This is a genomic window from Lysinibacillus zambalensis, from assembly GCF_040183165.1.
In the GTDB taxonomy this organism is placed as follows: Bacteria; Bacillota; Bacilli; order Bacillales_A; family Planococcaceae; genus Lysinibacillus; species Lysinibacillus zambalensis.
In genome coordinates this window covers 146,972-167,070 of sequence record NZ_JBEGDG010000010.1, presented here as the reverse complement: position 1 = coordinate 167,070, position 20,099 = coordinate 146,972, and the positions used below count along the sequence as shown (strand labels likewise).

Annotated in this window: 26 protein-coding genes; 22 read left to right on the top strand and 4 right to left on the bottom strand. The window is 38.4% G+C overall.

The window, feature by feature from the left end:
• Positions 1–136 precede the first annotated feature (136 nt).
• The 18 genes from ABNX05_RS14885 (at position 137) to ABNX05_RS14800 (ending at position 14,341) form a co-directional block, all read left to right on the top strand.
• A complete protein-coding gene (locus tag ABNX05_RS14885) occupies positions 137–2,956 on the top strand; it encodes a phage tail tape measure protein (RefSeq protein ID WP_349660428.1) in 2,820 nt (939 codons plus the stop codon).
• Positions 2,949–3,164, top strand: a complete 216-nt coding sequence (locus ABNX05_RS14880) for a tail protein X (protein ID WP_349660427.1) — start codon at positions 2,949–2,951, stop codon at positions 3,162–3,164. The genes ABNX05_RS14885 and ABNX05_RS14880 overlap by 8 nt, the downstream gene beginning before the upstream one ends.
• Positions 3,161–4,183 (top strand): phage late control D family protein, encoded by a 1,023-nt coding sequence (locus tag ABNX05_RS14875; RefSeq protein WP_349660426.1) that lies wholly within the window; start codon positions 3,161–3,163, stop codon positions 4,181–4,183. Before ABNX05_RS14880 ends, ABNX05_RS14875 begins: the two co-directional genes overlap by 4 nt.
• Positions 4,183–4,422: a hypothetical protein gene (locus tag ABNX05_RS14870; protein WP_349660425.1), complete on the top strand. Its 240-nt coding sequence runs from the start codon at positions 4,183–4,185 to the stop codon at positions 4,420–4,422. Before ABNX05_RS14875 ends, ABNX05_RS14870 begins: the two co-directional genes overlap by 1 nt.
• A gap of 15 nt (positions 4,423–4,437) precedes the next feature.
• Entirely contained in the window at positions 4,438–5,097 is a 660-nt protein-coding gene (locus tag ABNX05_RS14865) for a phage tail protein (protein WP_349660424.1), read from the top strand.
• A 4-nt stretch (positions 5,098–5,101) separates the two neighbouring features.
• The gene (locus ABNX05_RS14860; RefSeq protein WP_349660423.1) at positions 5,102–5,410 is read left to right on the top strand and encodes a GPW/gp25 family protein; all 309 of its coding nucleotides are present in this window, start codon (positions 5,102–5,104) and stop codon (positions 5,408–5,410) included.
• A complete protein-coding gene (locus tag ABNX05_RS14855) occupies positions 5,397–6,512 on the top strand; it encodes a baseplate assembly protein (RefSeq protein ID WP_349660422.1) in 1,116 nt (371 codons plus the stop codon). Before ABNX05_RS14860 ends, ABNX05_RS14855 begins: the two co-directional genes overlap by 14 nt.
• Positions 6,505–7,470 carry a phage tail protein I gene (locus tag ABNX05_RS14850; RefSeq protein WP_349660421.1) on the top strand — a complete coding sequence of 322 codons (966 nt, stop codon included), beginning with the start codon at positions 6,505–6,507 and terminating at the stop codon, positions 7,468–7,470. Before ABNX05_RS14855 ends, ABNX05_RS14850 begins: the two co-directional genes overlap by 8 nt.
• 102 nt (positions 7,471–7,572) lie before the next feature.
• Entirely contained in the window at positions 7,573–7,953 is a 381-nt protein-coding gene (locus ABNX05_RS14845) for a phage tail-collar fiber domain-containing protein (RefSeq protein WP_349660420.1), read from the top strand.
• Positions 7,954–7,971: 18 nt separating this feature from the next.
• Positions 7,972–8,799, top strand: a complete 828-nt coding sequence (locus ABNX05_RS14840) for a hypothetical protein (RefSeq protein WP_349660419.1) — start codon at positions 7,972–7,974, stop codon at positions 8,797–8,799.
• A gap of 16 nt (positions 8,800–8,815) precedes the next feature.
• Complete coding sequence (locus tag ABNX05_RS14835; RefSeq protein WP_349660418.1) at positions 8,816–10,420, top strand: glycine-rich domain-containing protein; 1,605 nt, start codon at positions 8,816–8,818, stop codon at positions 10,418–10,420.
• 13 nt (positions 10,421–10,433) lie between these two features.
• Positions 10,434–10,721: a hypothetical protein gene (locus tag ABNX05_RS14830; protein WP_349660417.1), complete on the top strand. Its 288-nt coding sequence runs from the start codon at positions 10,434–10,436 to the stop codon at positions 10,719–10,721.
• A gap of 1 nt (position 10,722) precedes the next feature.
• Positions 10,723–10,872, top strand: a complete 150-nt coding sequence (locus ABNX05_RS14825) for a hypothetical protein (protein WP_349660416.1) — start codon at positions 10,723–10,725, stop codon at positions 10,870–10,872.
• Between the two features lie 169 nt (positions 10,873–11,041).
• A complete protein-coding gene (gene dcm, locus ABNX05_RS14820) occupies positions 11,042–12,310 on the top strand; it encodes a DNA (cytosine-5-)-methyltransferase (RefSeq protein WP_349660415.1) in 1,269 nt (422 codons plus the stop codon).
• A 120-nt stretch (positions 12,311–12,430) separates the two neighbouring features.
• On the top strand, positions 12,431–12,928 hold the full coding sequence (locus tag ABNX05_RS14815; protein WP_349660414.1) for a phage holin family protein: 498 nt from the start codon (positions 12,431–12,433) through the stop codon (positions 12,926–12,928).
• On the top strand, positions 12,928–13,194 hold the full coding sequence (locus ABNX05_RS14810; protein ID WP_349660413.1) for a holin: 267 nt from the start codon (positions 12,928–12,930) through the stop codon (positions 13,192–13,194). The genes ABNX05_RS14815 and ABNX05_RS14810 overlap by 1 nt, the downstream gene beginning before the upstream one ends.
• Complete coding sequence (locus ABNX05_RS14805) at positions 13,194–13,865, top strand: M15 family metallopeptidase (RefSeq protein WP_349660412.1); 672 nt, start codon at positions 13,194–13,196, stop codon at positions 13,863–13,865. The genes ABNX05_RS14810 and ABNX05_RS14805 overlap by 1 nt, the downstream gene beginning before the upstream one ends.
• Positions 13,866–13,984: 119 nt before the next feature.
• A complete protein-coding gene (locus ABNX05_RS14800; protein WP_349660411.1) occupies positions 13,985–14,341 on the top strand; it encodes a YhjD family protein in 357 nt (118 codons plus the stop codon).
• A gap of 268 nt (positions 14,342–14,609) precedes the next feature.
• Here ABNX05_RS14800 and ABNX05_RS14795 read toward each other — a convergent pair whose 3' ends face one another.
• On the bottom strand, positions 14,610–14,798 hold the full coding sequence (locus ABNX05_RS14795) for a hypothetical protein (protein ID WP_349660410.1): 189 nt from the start codon (positions 14,796–14,798) through the stop codon (positions 14,610–14,612).
• A 477-nt stretch (positions 14,799–15,275) separates the two neighbouring features.
• Here ABNX05_RS14795 and ABNX05_RS14790 point away from each other — a divergent pair, with 477 nt between their 5' ends.
• Positions 15,276–15,752 (top strand): PH domain-containing protein, encoded by a 477-nt coding sequence (locus ABNX05_RS14790; protein WP_349660409.1) that lies wholly within the window; start codon positions 15,276–15,278, stop codon positions 15,750–15,752.
• An 80-nt stretch (positions 15,753–15,832) separates the two neighbouring features.
• Here the strand turns inward: ABNX05_RS14790 and ABNX05_RS14785 are convergent, their stop codons facing one another.
• Positions 15,833–16,030 (bottom strand): helix-turn-helix domain-containing protein, encoded by a 198-nt coding sequence (locus tag ABNX05_RS14785; protein ID WP_340809465.1) that lies wholly within the window; start codon positions 16,028–16,030, stop codon positions 15,833–15,835.
• 175 nt (positions 16,031–16,205) lie between these two features.
• Between ABNX05_RS14785 and ABNX05_RS14780 the strand changes: the two genes are divergently transcribed.
• Positions 16,206–17,066, top strand: a complete 861-nt coding sequence (locus tag ABNX05_RS14780; RefSeq protein WP_349660408.1) for a helix-turn-helix domain-containing protein — start codon at positions 16,206–16,208, stop codon at positions 17,064–17,066.
• Here the strand turns inward: ABNX05_RS14780 and ABNX05_RS14775 are convergent.
• Together ABNX05_RS14775 and ABNX05_RS14770 are read right to left on the bottom strand one after the other, a co-directional pair.
• Positions 17,053–17,655 carry a hypothetical protein gene (locus tag ABNX05_RS14775; RefSeq protein ID WP_349660407.1) on the bottom strand — a complete coding sequence of 201 codons (603 nt, stop codon included), beginning with the start codon at positions 17,653–17,655 and terminating at the stop codon, positions 17,053–17,055. The two genes, ABNX05_RS14780 and ABNX05_RS14775, sit on opposite strands and share 14 nt — an antisense overlap.
• Before the next feature lie 128 nt (positions 17,656–17,783).
• On the bottom strand, positions 17,784–17,996 hold the full coding sequence (locus ABNX05_RS14770) for a helix-turn-helix domain-containing protein (RefSeq protein WP_349660406.1): 213 nt from the start codon (positions 17,994–17,996) through the stop codon (positions 17,784–17,786).
• A gap of 264 nt (positions 17,997–18,260) precedes the next feature.
• Between ABNX05_RS14770 and ABNX05_RS14765 the strand changes: the two genes are divergently transcribed.
• The gene (locus ABNX05_RS14765) at positions 18,261–19,559 is read left to right on the top strand and encodes an FtsK/SpoIIIE domain-containing protein (protein ID WP_349660405.1); all 1,299 of its coding nucleotides are present in this window, start codon (positions 18,261–18,263) and stop codon (positions 19,557–19,559) included.
• The gene (locus tag ABNX05_RS14760; RefSeq protein ID WP_349660404.1) at positions 19,498–20,094 is read left to right on the top strand and encodes a replication-relaxation family protein; all 597 of its coding nucleotides are present in this window, start codon (positions 19,498–19,500) and stop codon (positions 20,092–20,094) included. The genes ABNX05_RS14765 and ABNX05_RS14760 overlap by 62 nt, the downstream gene beginning before the upstream one ends.
• The last annotated feature ends 5 nt before the right edge of the window (positions 20,095–20,099 follow it).

Here is a 20,099-nt window from a genome sequence, read left to right as displayed (position 1 = left end):
GGAACGAAGGAAGTTAAAAAAATTCTTCTATCCCTAGCATCTAATTCTTTTACTTCTATCGAATATTGGGAAAAACAATCTTTTTCATCGTTAGAAGAATGGAAAGACATAATGTTTGAGAAAGGAGCTGAAGACGATGGCTAAAACCTTTGATATGACTTTAGAGATAAATGGTAAAGTCGGTAGCTCCTTTAACAATGTTTTTTCAAAGGCAACAACAAATTTAGGTGACTTAAAAAATCGTGCCCGTGAAGCACAACGTGAGCTAGATAGATTAGGTCGCGATTTCCGAAGTGGCAAAATCCATCAGTCTCAATATGCAGAAAGCACAGCAAGGCTCTCTCGCGAATTAAAACAGCTAGAAGGTAGCCAACGTCGTGTTACTGCTCTTAAATCGACTTTTTCTAAAGGCATGAACACAGCAAAAACAGCTGCAGGTGTTGGAGCAATTGGTACAGCAGCGACAGCTGCTGGTGTTGCTATGTCTTCACTAAATACAGCTGGAGATTTTCAAGCACAAATGGCCAAAGTAGGCGCTAAAACAGAAGCTACTAAGGCAGAAATGCAAGCTTTAAACAATGAAGCATTGCGATTAGGTGCAAGTTCAAGTTTATCATCTTCACAAGTTGCTATTGCTATGGATGAGCTTGCTGCCAAGGGTATGGACGCAAATAAAATCATAGCCGCCATGCCAGGGTTAATTGCAGCCACTGAAGCATCCGGGGAAGATTTAGCACTTGTTTCAAACGTCGTTACGTCTGCAATCAATGCGTATGGGATGGAAGCGAGTGAGGCTAGTAGGGTTGCTGATGTGATGGCCATGAGTGCTAATAAGACTGCTGCAGGTGTTGGGGATTTAGGCTATTCCTTTAAATATGCTGCACCTGTCGCAAATACATTGGGTATCAGTCTTGAAGAATTAGCAGCAGCTACAGGTATGTTAGTTGATAAAGGCCTTGCAGGCGAGCAAGCCGGTACAGCTTTACGAATGTCTTTAGTAAGACTTTCAAGCCCTCCAGCAGAAGCAGAAAAAGCTCTTAAAAAATTAAATATTACTGCAGTAGACTCTAATGGTAAATTTAAAAGTCTAGCTCAACTCTCTGCAGACTGGGAAAAAGCTACTGCAAAGCTTTCTGACACTCAAAAGGTCCAATACGCTTCAACTATCTTTGGTACAGAGGCAGCGACAGCTATGTTAAGTTTATTTGAATCTGGACCGAAAAAACTTAATGACATGACGACAGCACTTGAAAATAGTGGTGGTGCTGCAGCAAAAGCAGCCGCAATTATGAAAGACAATTACGCAGGGTCAAAAGAGCAAATGTTGGGTGCTTTAGAATCAGCTCAAATTGCTTTTGCTACTCCGGCACTTGATGTATTAAAAGATACATTTGATGGCGTGGCATCGATGATTGAAAAAAACATGGGTGGCATTGAGAATGCCGGAAAAGCTACGGCAAAAGTTTTAAGAGACATTACAGCACCATTCAGCACTAAAAAGCCAATTAAACCAAAAATTGAACCTAACATGGATCCAACCGATGCCCAAAAGATGATCACTCAGTACAACAAAGACCTACAAAAATACGAAATGTTTAACGATATGGGCTTTGGCGAAAAAATTGAATATATGTTAGACACAGCTACTCAAAAAGCAGAAGCCTGGTTAGGTGGTTCCGGTGGCGAAGCGATGGGTCGAATCTTTACACAACTCGGCACGATTGCAGGTAAAGCTTGGATTGCAGGACTGACCGGTGCAACTACCGGTGCTGTTTCTAGCGCCTTAGAAGGTAATCTTAGTGGTGCACTGGGACTAGGTGCAGCTGCTTGGATGATGGGCGGTGGAACACTCCTTAAGGGTGCTGTTGGTGCAGGCAGATGGGCAATGGAGAAACGTGGCAAGAAAAGATCCAATAAAGGTTCATCAAATGATCAAGACTCCTCAAGTGCTTCTGTTGAACCGACGGAATCTAAAAAGAAAAAAGGAAAGAAACAAGGAACTAACAAAGGAGCAGCAAAAGGTGGAAGTGGTGGCAAGAAGTCTATCTTTTCATCAATCTGGGATACAGGGAAAAATGCTGTTAAAGGTGGCGGTAAGGCTTTATCATCTGCAGGTAAATGGATTGGTAAAGGTGTTGCTCCACTGGGAGTTGCAATGGGCATAAGCGACATTTTTAGATCAAGTGATAAAGTTAAAACAACCGGAGAAACTGCAGGAGGTGCTATTGGTGGATGGGGTGGAGCTAAGGCAGGTGCAGCATTGGGTACAGCTATCGCTCCTGGTATTGGCACAGCAATAGGAGGAGTCCTTGGTGGGGCAGCTGGATATTTCGGAGGAAAATGGTTAGGTGGTAAAACTGTTGATACTGTACGAGGTAGTGGTGAGGCAGCTAAACCTGCACCAATACTAGCACAGACAGCTGCACCTACACTAGCTGCAACGCCAACAAAACAAGCAAGCGCTGAAGCTGTTAAACCAATCGATACCACAAAGTTAAATGAATCTGCCAATAAACTTGCAACTACACTAGATACTACTAATACAGCTTTTACAGCAATAGCTACAAGCGCTCCACTAGTTGGTCAAAATATGACTACCTTAGCAACGAACGTTGGCCAAGTTGGTACAACGTTGACTGGATCATTTACAGCACTTCAAACAAGTGCCAGTACAACAGCTGCTAATATGGGTAATTTGACGATGTATACTGGATCTGCAAGTATGATGCTTTTCACGTCGTTTAACTCACTACAAGCAGCAACTAATCTATCAAGCGCGAACATGTCTAGCTTAGCATCAACCATAGGACAGGCTTCTGGATGGGTTTCTGCAATACAAGGTATTCAATCAGCTGCTCAAAATGTTATTGCAGCTTTAAACAGTCTTAAAGCACGTATCGATAGTACACAGATTCCAAGTGGTGGTGCTACATCAAGGAGGACGGAATATGCATAGTTATACAACTATCCAGGGCGATACGTGGGACCTAATTGCATACAAGTTATGGGGGAGCGAGTATTTGCTCCCTCTTTTACTTGAGGCAAATCCGAAACATCGCAACACTATTTTTTTTACAGGTGATGTTGTTTTAAACGTTCCAAGTATTGATACATCTATTTATACAGAGCGTCCTATTTGGTTAGGGGAGCATGATGATTTATGACGACTTATGCTAGAAGAACAGGAATTCATGTAGTCTACAATAACAAATCGTTAACTGATGAATTAAGTGGGGATCTAACTGATTGGACGTACACGGATAATCTGAGTGGCGAAATAGACGACTTACAGCTTACTGTACAAGATGCAGATGTCCATTGGATAAACGATTGGTTTCCTGTAAAGGGTTCAGTTTTAGATGTTGAAGTTAAACGGTACTATTGGTCAAATGAACTTGTGAAAACGAAGCTAGGGAAATTTGAAGTAGATGATTTGAGTGGTGGGGGTCCACCTACAACGATGACAATTAAGGCGCTAGCTGTCCCTGAAACGTCATCTATACGCGGTGAGGAAAAATCCAAAGCGTGGGAGAAAGCTACTCTTAAACAAGTGATTGGAGATATTGCCCAAAAAAATCGTTTAAAGTTTTATTGGCAAGCAAACGAAAATCCTAAAAAAGATCGTTATGAACAGGAATCTGAAACAGATTTAGCCTTTTTGCATCGTTTATGTAAAGAAGAAGGCTTATGCCTTAAATTATCTAATAGCGCGATTGTAGTCTTAGATGAAGCAGATTATGAAGCTAAGCCAGTAGTCGATACAATATTTCGTGTCAGTAAAGAGACCTGCAAAATACAGGTACTACAATGGGATTTCAATACAAAACTTAATGGCACTTATCGAGCATGTCGTGTACAGTCCCACGATGCTAAGAAAAAGAAAACTATAAAGGCTACTTTTACGCCTCCTAAAGCTCCACAAGTTGGACGTACATTAGTCGTAAAAGAAGAGGTTAAATCTGTAGCAGAGGCTCAGAGACTTGCTAAAAATCGATTAAGAGAAGCAAACAAAGATGCAACAACAATTAATCTAGTTGTAATCAGTGAGATTCATATAGATGCTGGAATGACATTTAATTTAAATGGCTTCGGGCGTTTAAATGGTAAATATATTGTGACAAGAGCTCAACATAATAAAAGTAAAATCACACTAGCTTTACGTAGGTGTTTGGAGGGATATTAATGCGTTTACAGGTGGGCGAGGTAACTTCAGTTGATTCAACACAAGGGACAGCACGCGTCAAGATTGAAGAACAAGACGGAAAAGTATCAGCTCCATTAAGTATTTTGCGTCGAGGAGATGATGACTGGATGCCGCGAATAGATGAGTCTGTACTTTGTGCTTTTACAAAACAAAGCGAAGGCTTTATTTTAGGGGCATTTAATTCAGAAGGATTACCACCACAAACTGATTCAGAATAGAAGAAGGTGATTTTTATGGTGAAAATAGGAAGTTTCGGAGATGTCATTTTCGAAGTGTCTCAGAAAAAAACCCTTACTTTTAATGATCTTGAAATGAAAAGTAGTCCAAAGTGGGATGAACATTCTATTCACCGAAACAAAGCAAAACTTGAATTTGACGGGCCAGGATTAATTGAATTGAATCACACTCTTTTATTACGTGCTGAACAAGGTATTAATCCCATGAAAGAAATTACCAAACTGGAAAGGATGAGGGATAAGGGTGAAGCCCATCATTTCATCTTGGGACAAAAACCAATAGCACCAAACAAATTTGTCATAATAGATACATCTGCAGGGCTACGAAACATTGACCAAAAAGGGAATGTGTTTTCTGCAGAAGTCACAGTGTCTTTAAAAGAATATGTGGAAAGCAAATCACCAGTTAAAAAGACAACGGCAAATACAAAGCAGAAGACGGCTACTTCTAGCAATAAAAAATCACTTGGTACAATAACAATTACTGTTAAGTCAGTGAATATTCGAAATGGACCAAGTACAAATAATAAAATACTAGGTCAGGCCATGAATGGTCAGAAATTGACCGTATATAGTGTGAAGAATGGTTGGTACTCTCTTGGAGGGGGTAAATATATAACTGCAAGTAGCTCATACTCTAAGCTAAAGAAAGGGTGATAGCATGTATGATGTAGAGCCAATGAAAAATATAAATTTCGGAGCGACAGGTGTAGATGAAATACTACAAAATGTCGCTTTTATTATGGCCTCAGAAAAAATGAGTTGCCCACTGGATCGTGAGTTTGGGTCGGATATGACTGTTATTGATACGCCAATTAACATCGCGAAGGCAAGAATTACAGCAAATCTTACTGAAGCAATTCATAAATTTGAACCACGAGCGATAGTTGAAGCCATTGAAGTTACAGGGGATGGCTTGATAGGTAGATTAGAGCCGAAAGCGAAGGTGAGTATTAATGAGTCGGTTTAACTTACCTGATTTATATTTTCTAGAAAAGGCTCCAGAACAAATTGAAGCTGAAATGTTGTTCCATGTTAGAGAAAAAACAGGACTGACCCTACAACGTGCAGATCCAAGATTAAAATTTATTCAGGCCTTTGCTGCATTTGTTTCAATCGAACGCAACAAGTTAGAACACGGCTTACGTCAGAATCGCTTGTCGTATGCAGAAGATGACATTCTTGATCACATGGGGATGGAAATGTCTACAGACCGTCTGCCAGCTAAATATTCGAAAACAACAATGGCTTTTGTGTTAGAAGAAGATCGAGTGGATGCATTGCCAATACCTGCAGGGACAAGATTCCAAGTAGGTGATATATATTTCGCCACAAATGATCCGCAAGTCATTCCACAAGGCACACATTTGTATGCTATTGAAGCAACTTGTACAGAAATAGGCGAGATTGGTAACGGCTTTTTAGTTGGTGAAATATCTACTTTGGTGGAGCCTTTACCGTATGTGAAATCAGTACAAAATACAACAATAACTAACGGTGGAGCAGACGAGGAAAGTGATGATGCTTATGCAGAAAGAATTCGTTTAGCACCTGAAAGCTTTTCAGTTGCTGGTCCAGAAGGTGCTTATATTTATTGGGCAAAGGCTTCTAGTCAAAACATTGCTGATGTAAAAGTACATTCACCGGATCCTGGTGAAGTGGATGTATACATTTTAATGGCAAATGGAGAGTTACCTAATGATGCAGATATAGCATTAGTAGAAGCTAATTTGATGAGTAAACACACACGGCCACTCACAGATAAAGTTCGTGGTACTGCACCAACGGTTGTTGATTACACAGTGGAAGTTGAATATTGGATCGCAAATCAAAACGCTACGGTTTCTACTATTATCGAAAAGCAGGTTAGCCAAGCATTTAATGACTACCTTATTTGGCAACGTTCTAAAATGGGTCGAGATGTGGATTTTTCTGAACTGATTGCAAGATTAAAAGAAAAAGGGGCAGCACGAATTTCAGTCAATTCACCGATGTTTATCGAGGTTGGAGATACAGAGGTGGCCAAGGAATTATCAGCTAAAATTACCTTTAAGGGATTATCAAATGGCTAGTGATTTATTAAAATTATTGCCCCGAAGTTTACACCAAGATCCTGTACTTGTGGCCATCGCTGAAGCTGGTGAGATTCAATTAAAACAAGCTTATCAGGAAGCAGAGGACATTTATAACCTTTATGACATTGATAAGAAGCCAGAACAACTATTAGACCTTCTAGCATACGAAAAGCATGTTGATTTTTATGATAATGAGCTATCTATTGATCAAAAAAGAGAATTGATAAAGTCATCTATTGGTTGGCATCGTAAAAAAGGAACTAGATGGGCAGTAGAGCATGTAGCATCTATGGTGTTCGAAGATGCTGTTGTAAACGAATGGTTTGAATATAAAGGGAAACCTTATTTTTTCAAAATCAAGATTAATATTAATCAACCAGGTTCGATTCAGCAGCTTAAAAATTTAATTAATGCTACAAAAAACAAGCGGTCTTGGCTAGATAATATTACATTGGCTATTACAGATCGTCCTAGTAATGAAGTTGAGCACGATGTTTTACTCAAAAAACGCCTATTTCCTGAAACAACCTGGTTCGGCGGTCGTTACAACCCAGATTTAGGCGCACTTATTGATGGTTCATGGCGTATTAACAGTAATTACTCATTAAACCCATCTTTTGATAGAGCTGAAGATCCTATCAACCACGTCCAAGTTCGTGAAACAGCTAAAATCGAAAACGTATTTCACGAATTTGAAGAAAATCTAGCGTTGGTAATCAATGGCGACTGGACATTGGACAGCACGCATACACTTGACAATTCTTCAAAGCTTGTAAAAATGCGTCCGATACAGCACGATGTAAAGATTTTAGAACGAAAAACATACGAACGTCGAATTGATGGTACATGGTATTTGGATGGTTCTCTGACAGTAGGTGTACAGCGCATGATGAATGGTAGCTGGTTAATGGACGGTGAGTATTTCATGGATGGTAATCGAATGCAAACGTTATAGAAAAGGGGGTATCTAACATGCATCATCAAATTGACATTGAAAGCGAATTAACCATTTCCTTAAAAAAGAAGGGAAAAGAAATAGAAAAAGAGGTGGTTTCAGATGAGCAACAGCACGACACTGATGCAAGCACGTAGTCATTTCGCGCAAGCGCATGCAGGATTTGTGCCACTACGTCCGATTGTTAAAATGGCATTCGGCTCTGGCGGAGTAGATGAAAAAGGCAATCCCATTCCACCTGATGCTACAGTCGCTGCTTTAAACACAGAGTTGTATCGTAAAGACATTGAAAGCTATACTTTTACGGCAACTGCATCGGTCACATTTGTTTGTGTGTTAACAGCTGATGAAATAAATAATACGGAATTAAGTGAAGTAGCATTAGTAGATAGCAATGGGAGCCTTGTCGCCATTAAGACCTTCAGGAAAAAATATAAAGATAACGAAACCGAGATAATGTTTGAATGGACAGAGAAATTTTAGGAAAGGTAGGCAATAAAGATGGCTGTACAAACAGGTAGTACAACAACTTTTTATCCGGATATTCGATTAATCGAACCAACTGATCCAGGACACGCAGATACGTTTAATCTGCTGTTTAAAGTATTAATTGACAATGATGCATTTTTAAAACTAACAAAGGCTGATTTATCGTATGTAAACACAGAACTCGCTAAAAAAATTACACCAAGTGAAGTCGATACACGTATCAAAGCATTAATTGGAGCTGCTCCAGCTGCTTTAGATACGCTCTATGAATTAGCAGCAGCATTAAATAATGACCCGAATTTTGCCGCAACAATCACGAATGAGTTGGCAAAAAAAGTAGATAAGGTGTCAGGTAAACAGCTATCAACAGAAGATTACACATCAGTTGAGAAAACAAAGTTAGCAGGTATTGCAACTGGTGCAAACAACTATACACACCCGGCTAACCATCCACCATCGATTATTACACAAGATGCGAATAATCGTTTTGTAACAGATGCTCAGATTGCAGCTTGGACCGCGAAACAGGGTGATATTGGTTTCGCACCTGCCCAAATGGTTAGTGGCACATACACAGGGGACGCAAAAGCGAACCGAGCGATCAACGTAGGTTTTCAGCCGAAATATGTAAAAGTAATTGGTAATGGTGTTACATTCGAAGCCTATCCAACGTTATCACAATTAACACCACAAGCACAGTTGATGGACGGTACAAACTATTCGCTAAACGATGCAGTCAATTTCGGTGCAATTACCGCGACAGGCTTTACTTGTGGCTCTAGTACAGCAAGTAAAGCAAATACGACAGGTCAAACTTATACGTATATAGCGATGGGTTAAGAGAGGAGAATACTAGATGGCTAATTTAACAGGAACACCAACGTATGTAAATGTATTACGACAACTAGAAACAACAGACCCAGCACATCCAAACACATGGAATCCGAATTACCAAGCGCTCCTTAACAATGATGCATACTTGAAAGGTTTCATCGAAGGTTTAATGAAGGCAGCTACTGGACATACACATAGCGGAGTAGATGGGGATGGTGCAAAGATTCCAATTTCTTCTCTTAAAGAGGATATTGTGACGCAAGCAGAGTTAAATGCTCATATAGGTAGCCGAGGTAGTGCACATGCGATTGTCACAACAACAGAAGATGGATTCATGAGCAAAACAGATAAATCGAAATTAGATGGTATTGCTGCAGGCGCAAATAACTATTCACACCCTGCCAACCATCCACCATCGATTATTACACAAGATGCGAATAATCGTTTCGTGACAGATGCAGAAAAAGCAACTTGGAATGGCAAAGCACCAACAACAGTGGCTACTACTTCCGCCAATGGGCTTATGTCTACAACAGACAAAAGTAAATTAGACGGCATTGCTGCAGGCGCAAATAACTATTCACACCCTGCCAACCATCCACCATCGATTATTACACAAGACGCTAACAACCGTTTTGTGACGGATGCGGAAAAGGGTACATGGAATGCAAAGGAGACAACTGCAGGTTCCCAAGCTAAAGCTAACGCTGCTGAAACAAATGCTAAAGGGTACACAGATCAAAAACTTGCTGAACATAGCACAGAAGATTTAGGTCACACGTATTACTGCGGTATTGCATCGGGTGACAATGCACTAGTGTTAACTGTTACCTCGCTTCCAGTGGTTGATCCAAATGCGGCAACCCCGGTGCCTAAAGACGGTGTGGCTGTACGTTTCAGAAAAGCAGGTGCTACTAACACTGGCAACATGACAATACAATTTAAAATCAATGGTAAACTAACGGCAGTTTACCCACTTAAAGGCAGTGACACTTGGGAAATTCCTGCTAATACATTAAGCCCATCTGTTTTATATACGGTAGCTTTCAACGGTATATCTTTTTTCTTGCAGGGTAGCGGAAGCGGGGTGATTGAAAGAGGCGGTAAAGAGTTTACGACACCAGGGTCGTACGCATGGACAGTTCCTAAAGGCATATACAGCGTGCTAGTGGTACTCATTGGCGGTGGTGGCGGTGGTGGCGGATTCTACACATTCGCAAGCGGTGGCGGTAATGCAGGCGGTGGCGGCGGGTCTGGTGGTACGTTAGTTGATATGATTGCCGTAACGCCTGGAGAATCTATTAATATACAAGTAGGGACAGGTGGTTTAGGTGGTTCGAATGGGTGGGCTCCTAATACCGTAGCAACTATAGGTAATACTGGAGGGCAATCCTCATTCAAGACGTCACTGGCATACGGCGGTCAAGGCGGCTTTGCAGGGACGCAATATGGTAACGGTGGCGGCGGTAACGGCGGTAACGGTGGAGGCTACGGAGGAAACGGGCAACGTGGTACCGATGGTGTTGGTAGTAGTAGCGGTCTTGGCGGTAAAAACCCAGGGGACATAGGTAACGGTGGTAATACGTCGAACCCAGGACTTAACGGCAAAGTTTCAATAAAATGGTAAGGGGGAGTCAAATATGATAATTATTCCAAATTCAGAAGATACAAAAGTCAAAGTATCTGCAGTATTTTCATTCGACGAAATCGCTGTCGAGTATGATATGAGCAATTTGCCACAACCAGAAAACAAACCAGGTAAGTCGGCAGAGTTATTCTACGACAAGGAAACAAAAGAACTGTTTTACGAGTACAAGGATATTCCTAAGACAGAATTAGAACTTTTACAAGAAGAGAACGAGAAGTTTAAAATCTCTCAAGCAGACCAAGATGAAAACATTATGCTTTTATTACTAGGAGGTAATTAATTTGAACGCTGTATACAATCTATTTTTACGCAACTGGTGTAATTGCAGAGCAACAGAGGAACAAATTGATTTAGCTGTTACAAAAGAGTTAATAACCGAGGAAGAGGCTATCAAAATTAAAGCCACTGAACAAAATAACGAAAACAAGTAAACGCAGCATAAGCTAGCGTTATTTTTTATGCCTAAAATCCCGAACGTTTGGGGTTTTGGGTATTAAATAACATAAAAAAGAGGCTCACATAAAATGAGCCTCCGATCACAAAATAAGAACAAGCGTTCCTACCCGATATTCATTATTACATATCGGGAGGGAAAAAGCTATGCATTTTTTAGATTTTTTTGCGGGAATAGGTGGTTTCAGGCTAGGCATGGAACAAGCAGGACACACCTGTGCTGGTTATGTCGAATGGGATAAGTTTGCACGCAAGTCTTATGAAGCTATACACAACACAGAAGGAGAGTGGACTGCACATGATATTACAACAGTCTCAGATGAAGAATTCAGCAAATTTAGAGGAAAAGTTGACATTATCTGCGGAGGATTCCCATGCCAAGCTTTCAGCGTTGCTGGAAAGCGACAAGGATTTGAAGATACTAGAGGAACGTTGTTCTTTGAAGTTGCAAGGGCAGTTAAACAAATCCAACCACGGTATTTATTCCTTGAAAACGTTAAAGGGCTACTATCTCACGACAAAGGGAAAACGTTCGGAATTATCCTCAATTCGTTGGATGAACTTGGGTATGACGTTGAATGGCAAGTGCTTAACACTAAAGACTTCTCCACAAAAGAACGTCCAACACCACAAAACCGAGAACGAATATTCATTGTCGGACATCTTAGAGGAACAAGTACCAGAGAAGTATTTCCTATCGAACGAGAAGGCGAAGGCTTTAATAAAAAATCAAAAATAAAAATCTTTGGTAGTACGCAAGCAAAGTCACAATCCACGCTTAGTCAACGTGAGATTGTGTACGATTCAGAAGGTGCTATGGGATCTTTGTTAGCATCAGATGCTAAAAATCCTAAACAAGTTGTTATTCGTACTGTGGGAAAATTACCAGGTAAACACAATCAAAGTAATCGAGTTTTTCACGTAAAAGGATTGAGTCCTACATTAACTACGATGCAAGGTGGAGGAAATGAACCTAAAATTTGCTTACCTGTACTTACACCAGACAGGGTAGAAAAAAGACAAAATGGTAGACGTGTAAAAGGACCAGAAGAGCCAATGTTTACAATTACAGCACAGGATCGTCACGGAGTTGCAATTAAAGAAGCTACCACGAAAGGTTATGAAGAGGCTTATCCAGGTGACAGTGTGAATTATAGTGTCCCTAACTCAACAACACGCAGAGGACGTGTAGGGAAAGGGATTGCAAACACATTAGATACTGGATGCCAACAAGGTGTATTAACAGACGAATTTCGTATTAGAAGGCTTACACCGAAGGAATGTTGGAGACTACAAGGCTTTCCTGATGAAGCATTTGAGAAAGCAGCTGCCGTCAATTCGGACTCACAGTTGTATAAACAAGCTGGCAACTCTGTAAGTGTACCTGTTATATACGAAGTAGCTAAACGACTCTAAGCACTCTTAAAATAGTGCTTTTATTATGTGCTGTGAGAGTAATCGAGATGGGCAACAGTACATGTTACTTGTTCTCGATTGCTCTCATGGCTCTTTATTTTGTATAAAAGGAAGTGCTTTATGGATCAATTAAAGAACTACTTATCTTTAATGACTGGCCACCCAATAGCAGGAGCAATTGGAGCTGTTTTAACAGCAATTTTTTCTTATGCTTATGGTGGCACACAGTTTGCAATAGGAGCAATTTTGATTTATGCAGGTGCAATTTCCCTCGATTGGATAGCAGGGTATCGCGCAAGTAAAAGAGATGGAAGTTACGCAAGTGAATATGGTATCGATGGTGGGTTTCGTACAGCCTTTTTATTAATTGTCCCAGCATTAGCACATCGAGCCGATGTAATGATGAATTTACCAAATGTTATATTTGCCTTTGTTTTATTTTCATTTGGGTTACACATTTGGAAATCCATGACTGCAAATGTGGTTAGATGTGGTTGGGATGTATGGATACCAATTTGGGCACTAAATTATGTTGCGGATGAAATTGAACATAAAATCGCACGTTCACAAAAACGTATAAATGAGAGACAAAAATACTTAAAAAAGGATGATGAATAATGGATTTAACAAACATTTTTATGATTGCAATGGTTATGGTGGCTATTGTTTTAGCAGTAGCAGAGGTACTTAAAAATACATTCAAAATTAATACTCAATACATGCCAATCACATCTGTAGTGGTTGGTATTTTTGTTGGTGTTATTTGTTGGCCACTAGCAGATTATCCAGTGTATGTCATGCTGATGGCAGGCTTTATTGCAGGGTTAACAGCTTCAGGAACATTTGATTTACTAAAGGCGGCTAAAAAAGAAGGTGAACAGTAATGACGAGTGTAACAACTACATGTCGTGATCTAAGTGAATTAACAGCATCTTCTCAAACAGCCTGCAGACTGCTCTTTCAAGAGTGCTACAAGGCAGGTATTGATTATATTTTCATCACTGAAACATACCGCAGCCAAGCTCGACAAAATTATTTATATGAACAAGGACGAACAAGACCAGGGCAAGTAGTTACCTGGACGCTTAAAAGTAACCATACATCACGCAGAGCATGGGACATTGCTGTAGCTCCGCCACGAAATCTATATGATATTTCCGCACTTTCGAAGGTTGGTACAATCGCTAAAAAGCTAGGCATCACTTGGGGTGGTTATTGGCCTGCCGGACAGTATGATGCTCCACACTTTGAAATACCTACAAATTGGTCTATGCCTAAAGGATACAAGCTAGAAGGACAAGTAATTGTTCCAACTAGTAGCGCCACAAAAGTTCAATTAATTGTGGAAGGCGATAAACCAAAACCAACTGAAAAGGATGATGATATTATGAAATTTTCAAATGAAGCACCGAAAGCTGCGGTACGTGACCACCTTAAACAAGCAGTAGATAAAGGTTTAATTGATAAATCATGGTTAGATAAGTTTGATTCAGGAACTATGACAACTGGTGACTATGAAGGACTGAAACTCATCATTGCACAGCGTAGTGCTTAACAGCAAAAGCCCTTTACCTTAATTGGTAATGGGCTTTTTTATTTTCTCTTGCCAAATTACAAACATTTGCTTTAAAATAACACAAACAAACGTTCTTGTATAAGGAGTGGGATTGTATTATGTTGAATATTGAACAGCGTCAATTATTTCATAAGTTTGTGATTTTAGATATGGCAGTTCAATCATTACAGCGTGATTTCAAAGTGATAGAAAATCTTAAAATGAGTAAGGTCTACCTACCAATCCTCGAAAAGCTTTTAAAGGACATAACACAAGATTATTACAACTCTAAGAGGTTGTTAGCCAAAGATAAAATTAAGATAGTAAAATGGGAAAAGATAGACGAATACTTTAGTGATGTACATGTAGCGACAGCAGGGAATGATGTTGTTCTTCGATATGCCAATCAAGCAATCAAAACGCAAGTTGAAAATTTACTAATTAGTCACCAAAATAAAGACCAGGCGCTCAATTAATTTTGAACCTGGGTTTAATAATTTTCTTGATTGGGCATCCTTTAACTGTAAAATGAATAAATTTAATTAAAAAAGTTACAAAAAGTATATATAATGATTGCAGAGGGACAGTATAAAATATTAAGTAGGTTAGATTGACACCTTAAAAAATCAGTGTTATATTACATATTAGTATTAGCAATACATTTTTGTATTGAAAAAATTTAAAAGACGTTTTGAATGACAAGTCGATTAGGCCGCGAACCCATCGACTCATCAAACAAGTGAATTATTTCGTTATTATGAAGTGAATAATAAAAAGAAGTAATACAATAATGATTAAAAGAATTTCAATAATTTGGTGCGGTACACTGGTATTCATGATTGGAAAAACGGTAAGTACTAATCTATCGACTGCACACCCTAACAGTCCTAGTAATATAGGTATTGCGATAATAATAGTGAGACTAAATGTCAAAAAAGCTCCTCCTTTCTATATACTTTATTGGGGTAACGCTATATTCAACACAATACAGCGTTATAACTAGATCGCTTTACCATCACACTGGAAAGCTATATCTAGCAAAGGTTTTTTCGATTCTATTATGTTGGAATAATAGGAGAAAAACTTTAATTTAATATAACACATGATAGGAAGAACGTTCCATTATTTCGCACACAGAAATTTACTGTGTGTTTTTTTGTTTTTCTATCATGTCTTACATTCTACCATATTACTTTTTTTATGTAATGGCAAAAAAATGTAGAAAAAATATTTTGGATACAGTTAAATAATAATGTTATTTCTCTTGATTAGCTAGTCGAAGGTGGAAAAAATAAATAGCCAGGCGCTCAAAAATTAATTGAGTACTTGGTTTTTTTATTTAGTAATATTGGTATATTAGGAAATTAGAAGTATACTTTATAAGAAATACATAATAGGAGCGATGAAGCTATGGTGAAAGCTTTAAATTGTCCAAACTGTGCTGCAACATTTGATCCAAAAGAAAATGTCTGTGAGTACTGTGGTAGTTATATTATTACGGCAAAGGCAAAACAAATCACTTTTGATTCCAATGAATTTAAACTAGCAAATAAAAAAATCTTCTTCCATGAGATTGAAATGAATAAAAATGAATTTCCAATACGCTCAGGTGTAGCAAATATGTATTACAGTGCTACAAAGTCTGATGGAGGCCGTTTGTTATTAACAAATCAACGTCTGATTTTTTGCGCTCACGCTTTTAATATTAATCCTAATTTATATTGGGAACTATATTTGGATGAAGTAGATCAAGTTGAACTTGGGCTGAATCTTCTTATTACACAAAGAATTATTATTTTTGATACTGAAGATAATAAAACAACATTTGTCGTCTATGGCGGAAAAAATTGGTTAAGTGAAATGGAAAATATTTTAGATCAACAGTGAAGAAAAGACCAGGTGCTCAAAAATGCTGAGTACCTGGTCTTTTTGAATACAAAAAACAGACAACAGTAATTAGTTATCTGTTAATCCCATTCCAATATATCGTCAAAGCTTTTTATTTCTAATGTCTTACAAATGGTTTCTAAATGCGCTTTGTTAATTGTGTCTCTGCGATTATTTACTATTTCACTGATAGCTGCTTGGCGAATCCCTGTCATTTCAGCCAATTTTGATTGTGTGAGTCCTCGTTCTTCCATTACTTCTTTTAGTTTTATCCGCATATTAAACCACCCTTCGTTAATTAATCTCTTATTCAAAATATATCAAAATATACGTTTATACGCAATATCGAATAAAATTTCCGTAAAGGTATTGACTATACGAATATACGTATAATATGATATATCTAAATAATCGTATATACGAATAACGGTATAGAAAAGAGGTGGAAAACAAATGGCATTCGAATACCTAGCACAATACATAACATTCGATTCAGTAACAGATATGGATAAGAGTGTGGAGGACCATATGGCGGTTCACTACTACGAACTAACAGAATCAGAACGAGCTATCGTTTTCAAACTTGCATCACATAGCTTAGAGCATCCAGGAGTATGCCACCTTAAAGCAAGTACTATTGCTGCATCATTAGAGATCAGTACTAAGACAGTTTACCGTAGCGTAAAGAAATTGGTTGAGTTAGGCATCATTGAGAAGTTACCAAGCACTAAATTAAACGGCATAAAAGGAGCTAGTATTTATCGCATTTTACCTTATGTCCCATCGAGCGTGTCCCAACGAGAGACAGTCGATGAAGTTAGTAATGACACGGTTTGTCCTCCACAATCTGAGAATCAAGCATTTAATTCTTTTAATCTTTTAAGTTCTAAACAAGCAAGTAATAGTTTATGTGATTTAGAAAATGAATTGGCTTTGCAAGCTGAAAAGAAAAAAGAGTACATGAATGAGTATCAGAGAATGCTATTTGATTTCATGCACTCACTACCATTAACAGATAACCTAAAAGATGAATTACACAAGGTTGTATTAGCTACTCAGGTTCAAAGTGCACCTGACTTCATAAAAGCTAAGAACGTGTTATTCAAAATTGCAATGGATATTAAAGAAGGTGTACTGACGGTTACAAATACATTAAGAGCTGTATTTGTAGGGGCTTATAGTAAGGCTGTAGAGCGATTAAGTAGCCAGTCGAATGAATCGTTATCTATAGAAGAAACTCCTGTTAAAGAACGTCCAGTACCTTTCTACAATTGGTTAACAGAGCGTGATGTATATAAATCTATAAAGCTATAGTGATACCAGCCATTGCATTTCCAAAAATGGAAACAGTTCCAACTGATGAAGTGGCTGTAAACACCATTAATAAAAGATCACCAGCTACAACAGAAACAGGTGGTGAAACGTTCTTAAGACCCCTAGCTACGGAAGATGGAGTAGATATTGGTGTTAAATCAACAAATGCGTTTGTAGGAGAGAAAATATTGCTATCCGCAGCTGCACGGTAAATCTGCGCTCTAATTGTAGTTTCTACTTCAGGTACAAAAGAAAGAGCATTATAGGATGCAGAAATGGCTGTAATATTGCCTGCTTGTGGGGTAGAAAAAGCTTCTGACAAAGTAGTAGTTAAATCAATATCACCATTGGCTGGTAGCACTACTCCAGAAATAGCAGTACCGAATCCTATTAAAGATATAAGATTAGGTAATCCACCAGTTGTATTGAAACTAGACCCAGTAGATCCGGAAGAGAAAGGAATGATTGTGATTCCTGAGGTAACTGAAGGTACTGGTGAACATGTAGCATCAAATGCTTCAAAAGGTCCGATTTTGCATTGGTTGTTATCTGACGAACAACCACAATTCATAGATTTATCATCATGCATTTTATACCTCCTTTTTCTCCAGTCTATTCAGAGGAGGTGGGTGTTAATTCCACAGATGTTAATAAAACTGTTGATAAGAAGAAACCAAAAGGGAATATTGTACGGAGAAAGGAAAAGACCGCAATAAATCAGCGGTCTAATAACAATTCAAATATTTCGTTCATATCTGTGATTTCAAGTGTTTTGCATATTACAGCTAATTGTTCACGATTTATAGTACTACGTTGATTATTTACCATTTCACTTATTGCATTTTGTCTTAATCCTGTTTTTTGTGACAATTCTTTTTGAGTTATTCCACGATCTGTTAGTATCTTTTTTAATTTTAATCGTACTTCCAATTGTGTCACCTCAAATAAAAAATATTTAAATATCGACATTTAGTGATTATTCCCGAGATATCGACATATCAATATAACACCAAATGCTTCTTGATTTAATTCTCGATACACTACCTGATTTCCTTCCACCCTAGAATTCAATCAGGTAACTTGTACTTATGCGCTGCTATAGAGTTTTTGCCTATCTTTTTTGTTCTCGATGTCAGCAACTCTTATTACATAAGAGAACCGTGACGCTAATGAAAATGAAGAAAGGATGAAAGTGTGCTGTTTGAAATATTAACAACTTCTTTAATGGGTGGAATTGCATTGAAAGCTTTCACAAAGAGTAGGGGATTGTCTTCAAATGATTCGGGGAAGATCCAAAGGATTATGTCATTGTCTGGTCTTAATGTCCGTGATGGTAAGGATACTTTGACGACTCAATTAGTGAAGAAAAAACAGTATGAATGGGGATGGGAATATAAGTACCGTATTCCTTTAGGGAGGTCATTCAGTGACTATGAAGCAAAGCTGAAGGTCTTTGAGGATGGGCTGAATAATCGTAGAAAGAATATTACCTTTAACGATTTACGACAGTTAAATTTTGATAAAGACATCCTTCTGCAGCTACAGAAATTGTGGAAGGCAAAGCTAACTGAACAAAAGGAAATCGAACTATCCTATGATGGATTATTAATTATTAGGGTGTATGATATGCCGCTTACAAGAGAAGTAGCATTTACACCAGGAGAAGGTTGGAGAGTGCCTGTCGGTGTCACTAGGGCTTTGAATGAATTTAAATATCACGACTTTGAATTGATACCGCATCTAGTATTAGGTGGTGCGACACGGTATGGAAAGAGTAATTTCATCAATTCAATGATTTGCAGTTTACTACAGAGTAAGCCAAACCACGTAGAATTATTTCTAATCGATTTAAAAGGTGGAGTTGAGCTTTGTGACTACGAGAATATAAAGCAGACTGTATCAATAGCTTACGAGCCAGAAGAAGCCTTAAATACGTTGCAATTAGCTTATGAACAAATGAGAGAGATACAACGTGAATTAAGGCTTAAAGGCAATAAGAATGTTCAAGAAGGAAATATCAAAGATCGCTACTTTATTATTGTTGATGAAGTAGGTGAGTTAAATCCCGCTGAAGCAGTTACAAGGGAAGAGAGATTTTTAAAGCAAGAATGTCAAACGCTAATGAGTCAAATCGCGCGACTAGGTGCCGGATTAGGATTCAGACAAATACTCGCTACACAATATCCCACAGGTGACGTAATCCCTCGTCAATGCAAACAAAATTCAGATGCTAAATTATCCTTCAGAGTACAATCTGCAACAGCTTCTAGGGTTGTATTAGATGAAACAGGTGCAGAACTCCTTCCACAAATCAAAGGTAGAGCAATCTACCAAACTGCAGATAAACGTGAAATCCTACAAACTCCACTAATTACTTCAGATACTATTCAATCTATTATCCTTCCACACATTAAAGGGGAGGAGGTAACTCATGAGAAAGAAACCTTTATCGAACCGAGAAGAGTCGATACTGTTACTTTTACAGAAGTTTGATTTCCTTACTCGTGATCAGTTAAATAAATACCTCAATTTAGGGACTATCCGTAATACAAACAGAGTACTTAATAATTTATCCAACTACCTAGAATGCGTTAGAAAAGGGTATCAAAGTGTTTACTATTTAAACCGTGAAGGAAGGCTGTATGTTGGCTGCGATAAAGTTCGCAAAAAGGGTAGTCACGTTGAACATACAGTAATGCGGAATGATATGTGGTTGTTTCAAGGGTGTCCATCCGATTGGAAAAATGAAATGAAGATAGATAATAAAAAGACTTTCGTTATAGCTGATGCGATGTTCAATAAAAATGGATATTCTTATTTTCTTGAAGTAGATCATCTACAAACGATGCAAGAGAATCGTTCAAAGATATTGAGATACAAAGAACTGATGCCGAATATCGCACTACAATTGGGCCATTACCCAGTGTTATTGTGGATGACCACAACAGAGTTAAGAAAGAAACAAATAGCTGAAGCGTGTTTTGAAATACCTAATTTTAAGATTTATACAATCAATGATGTTAAATAAAGGGG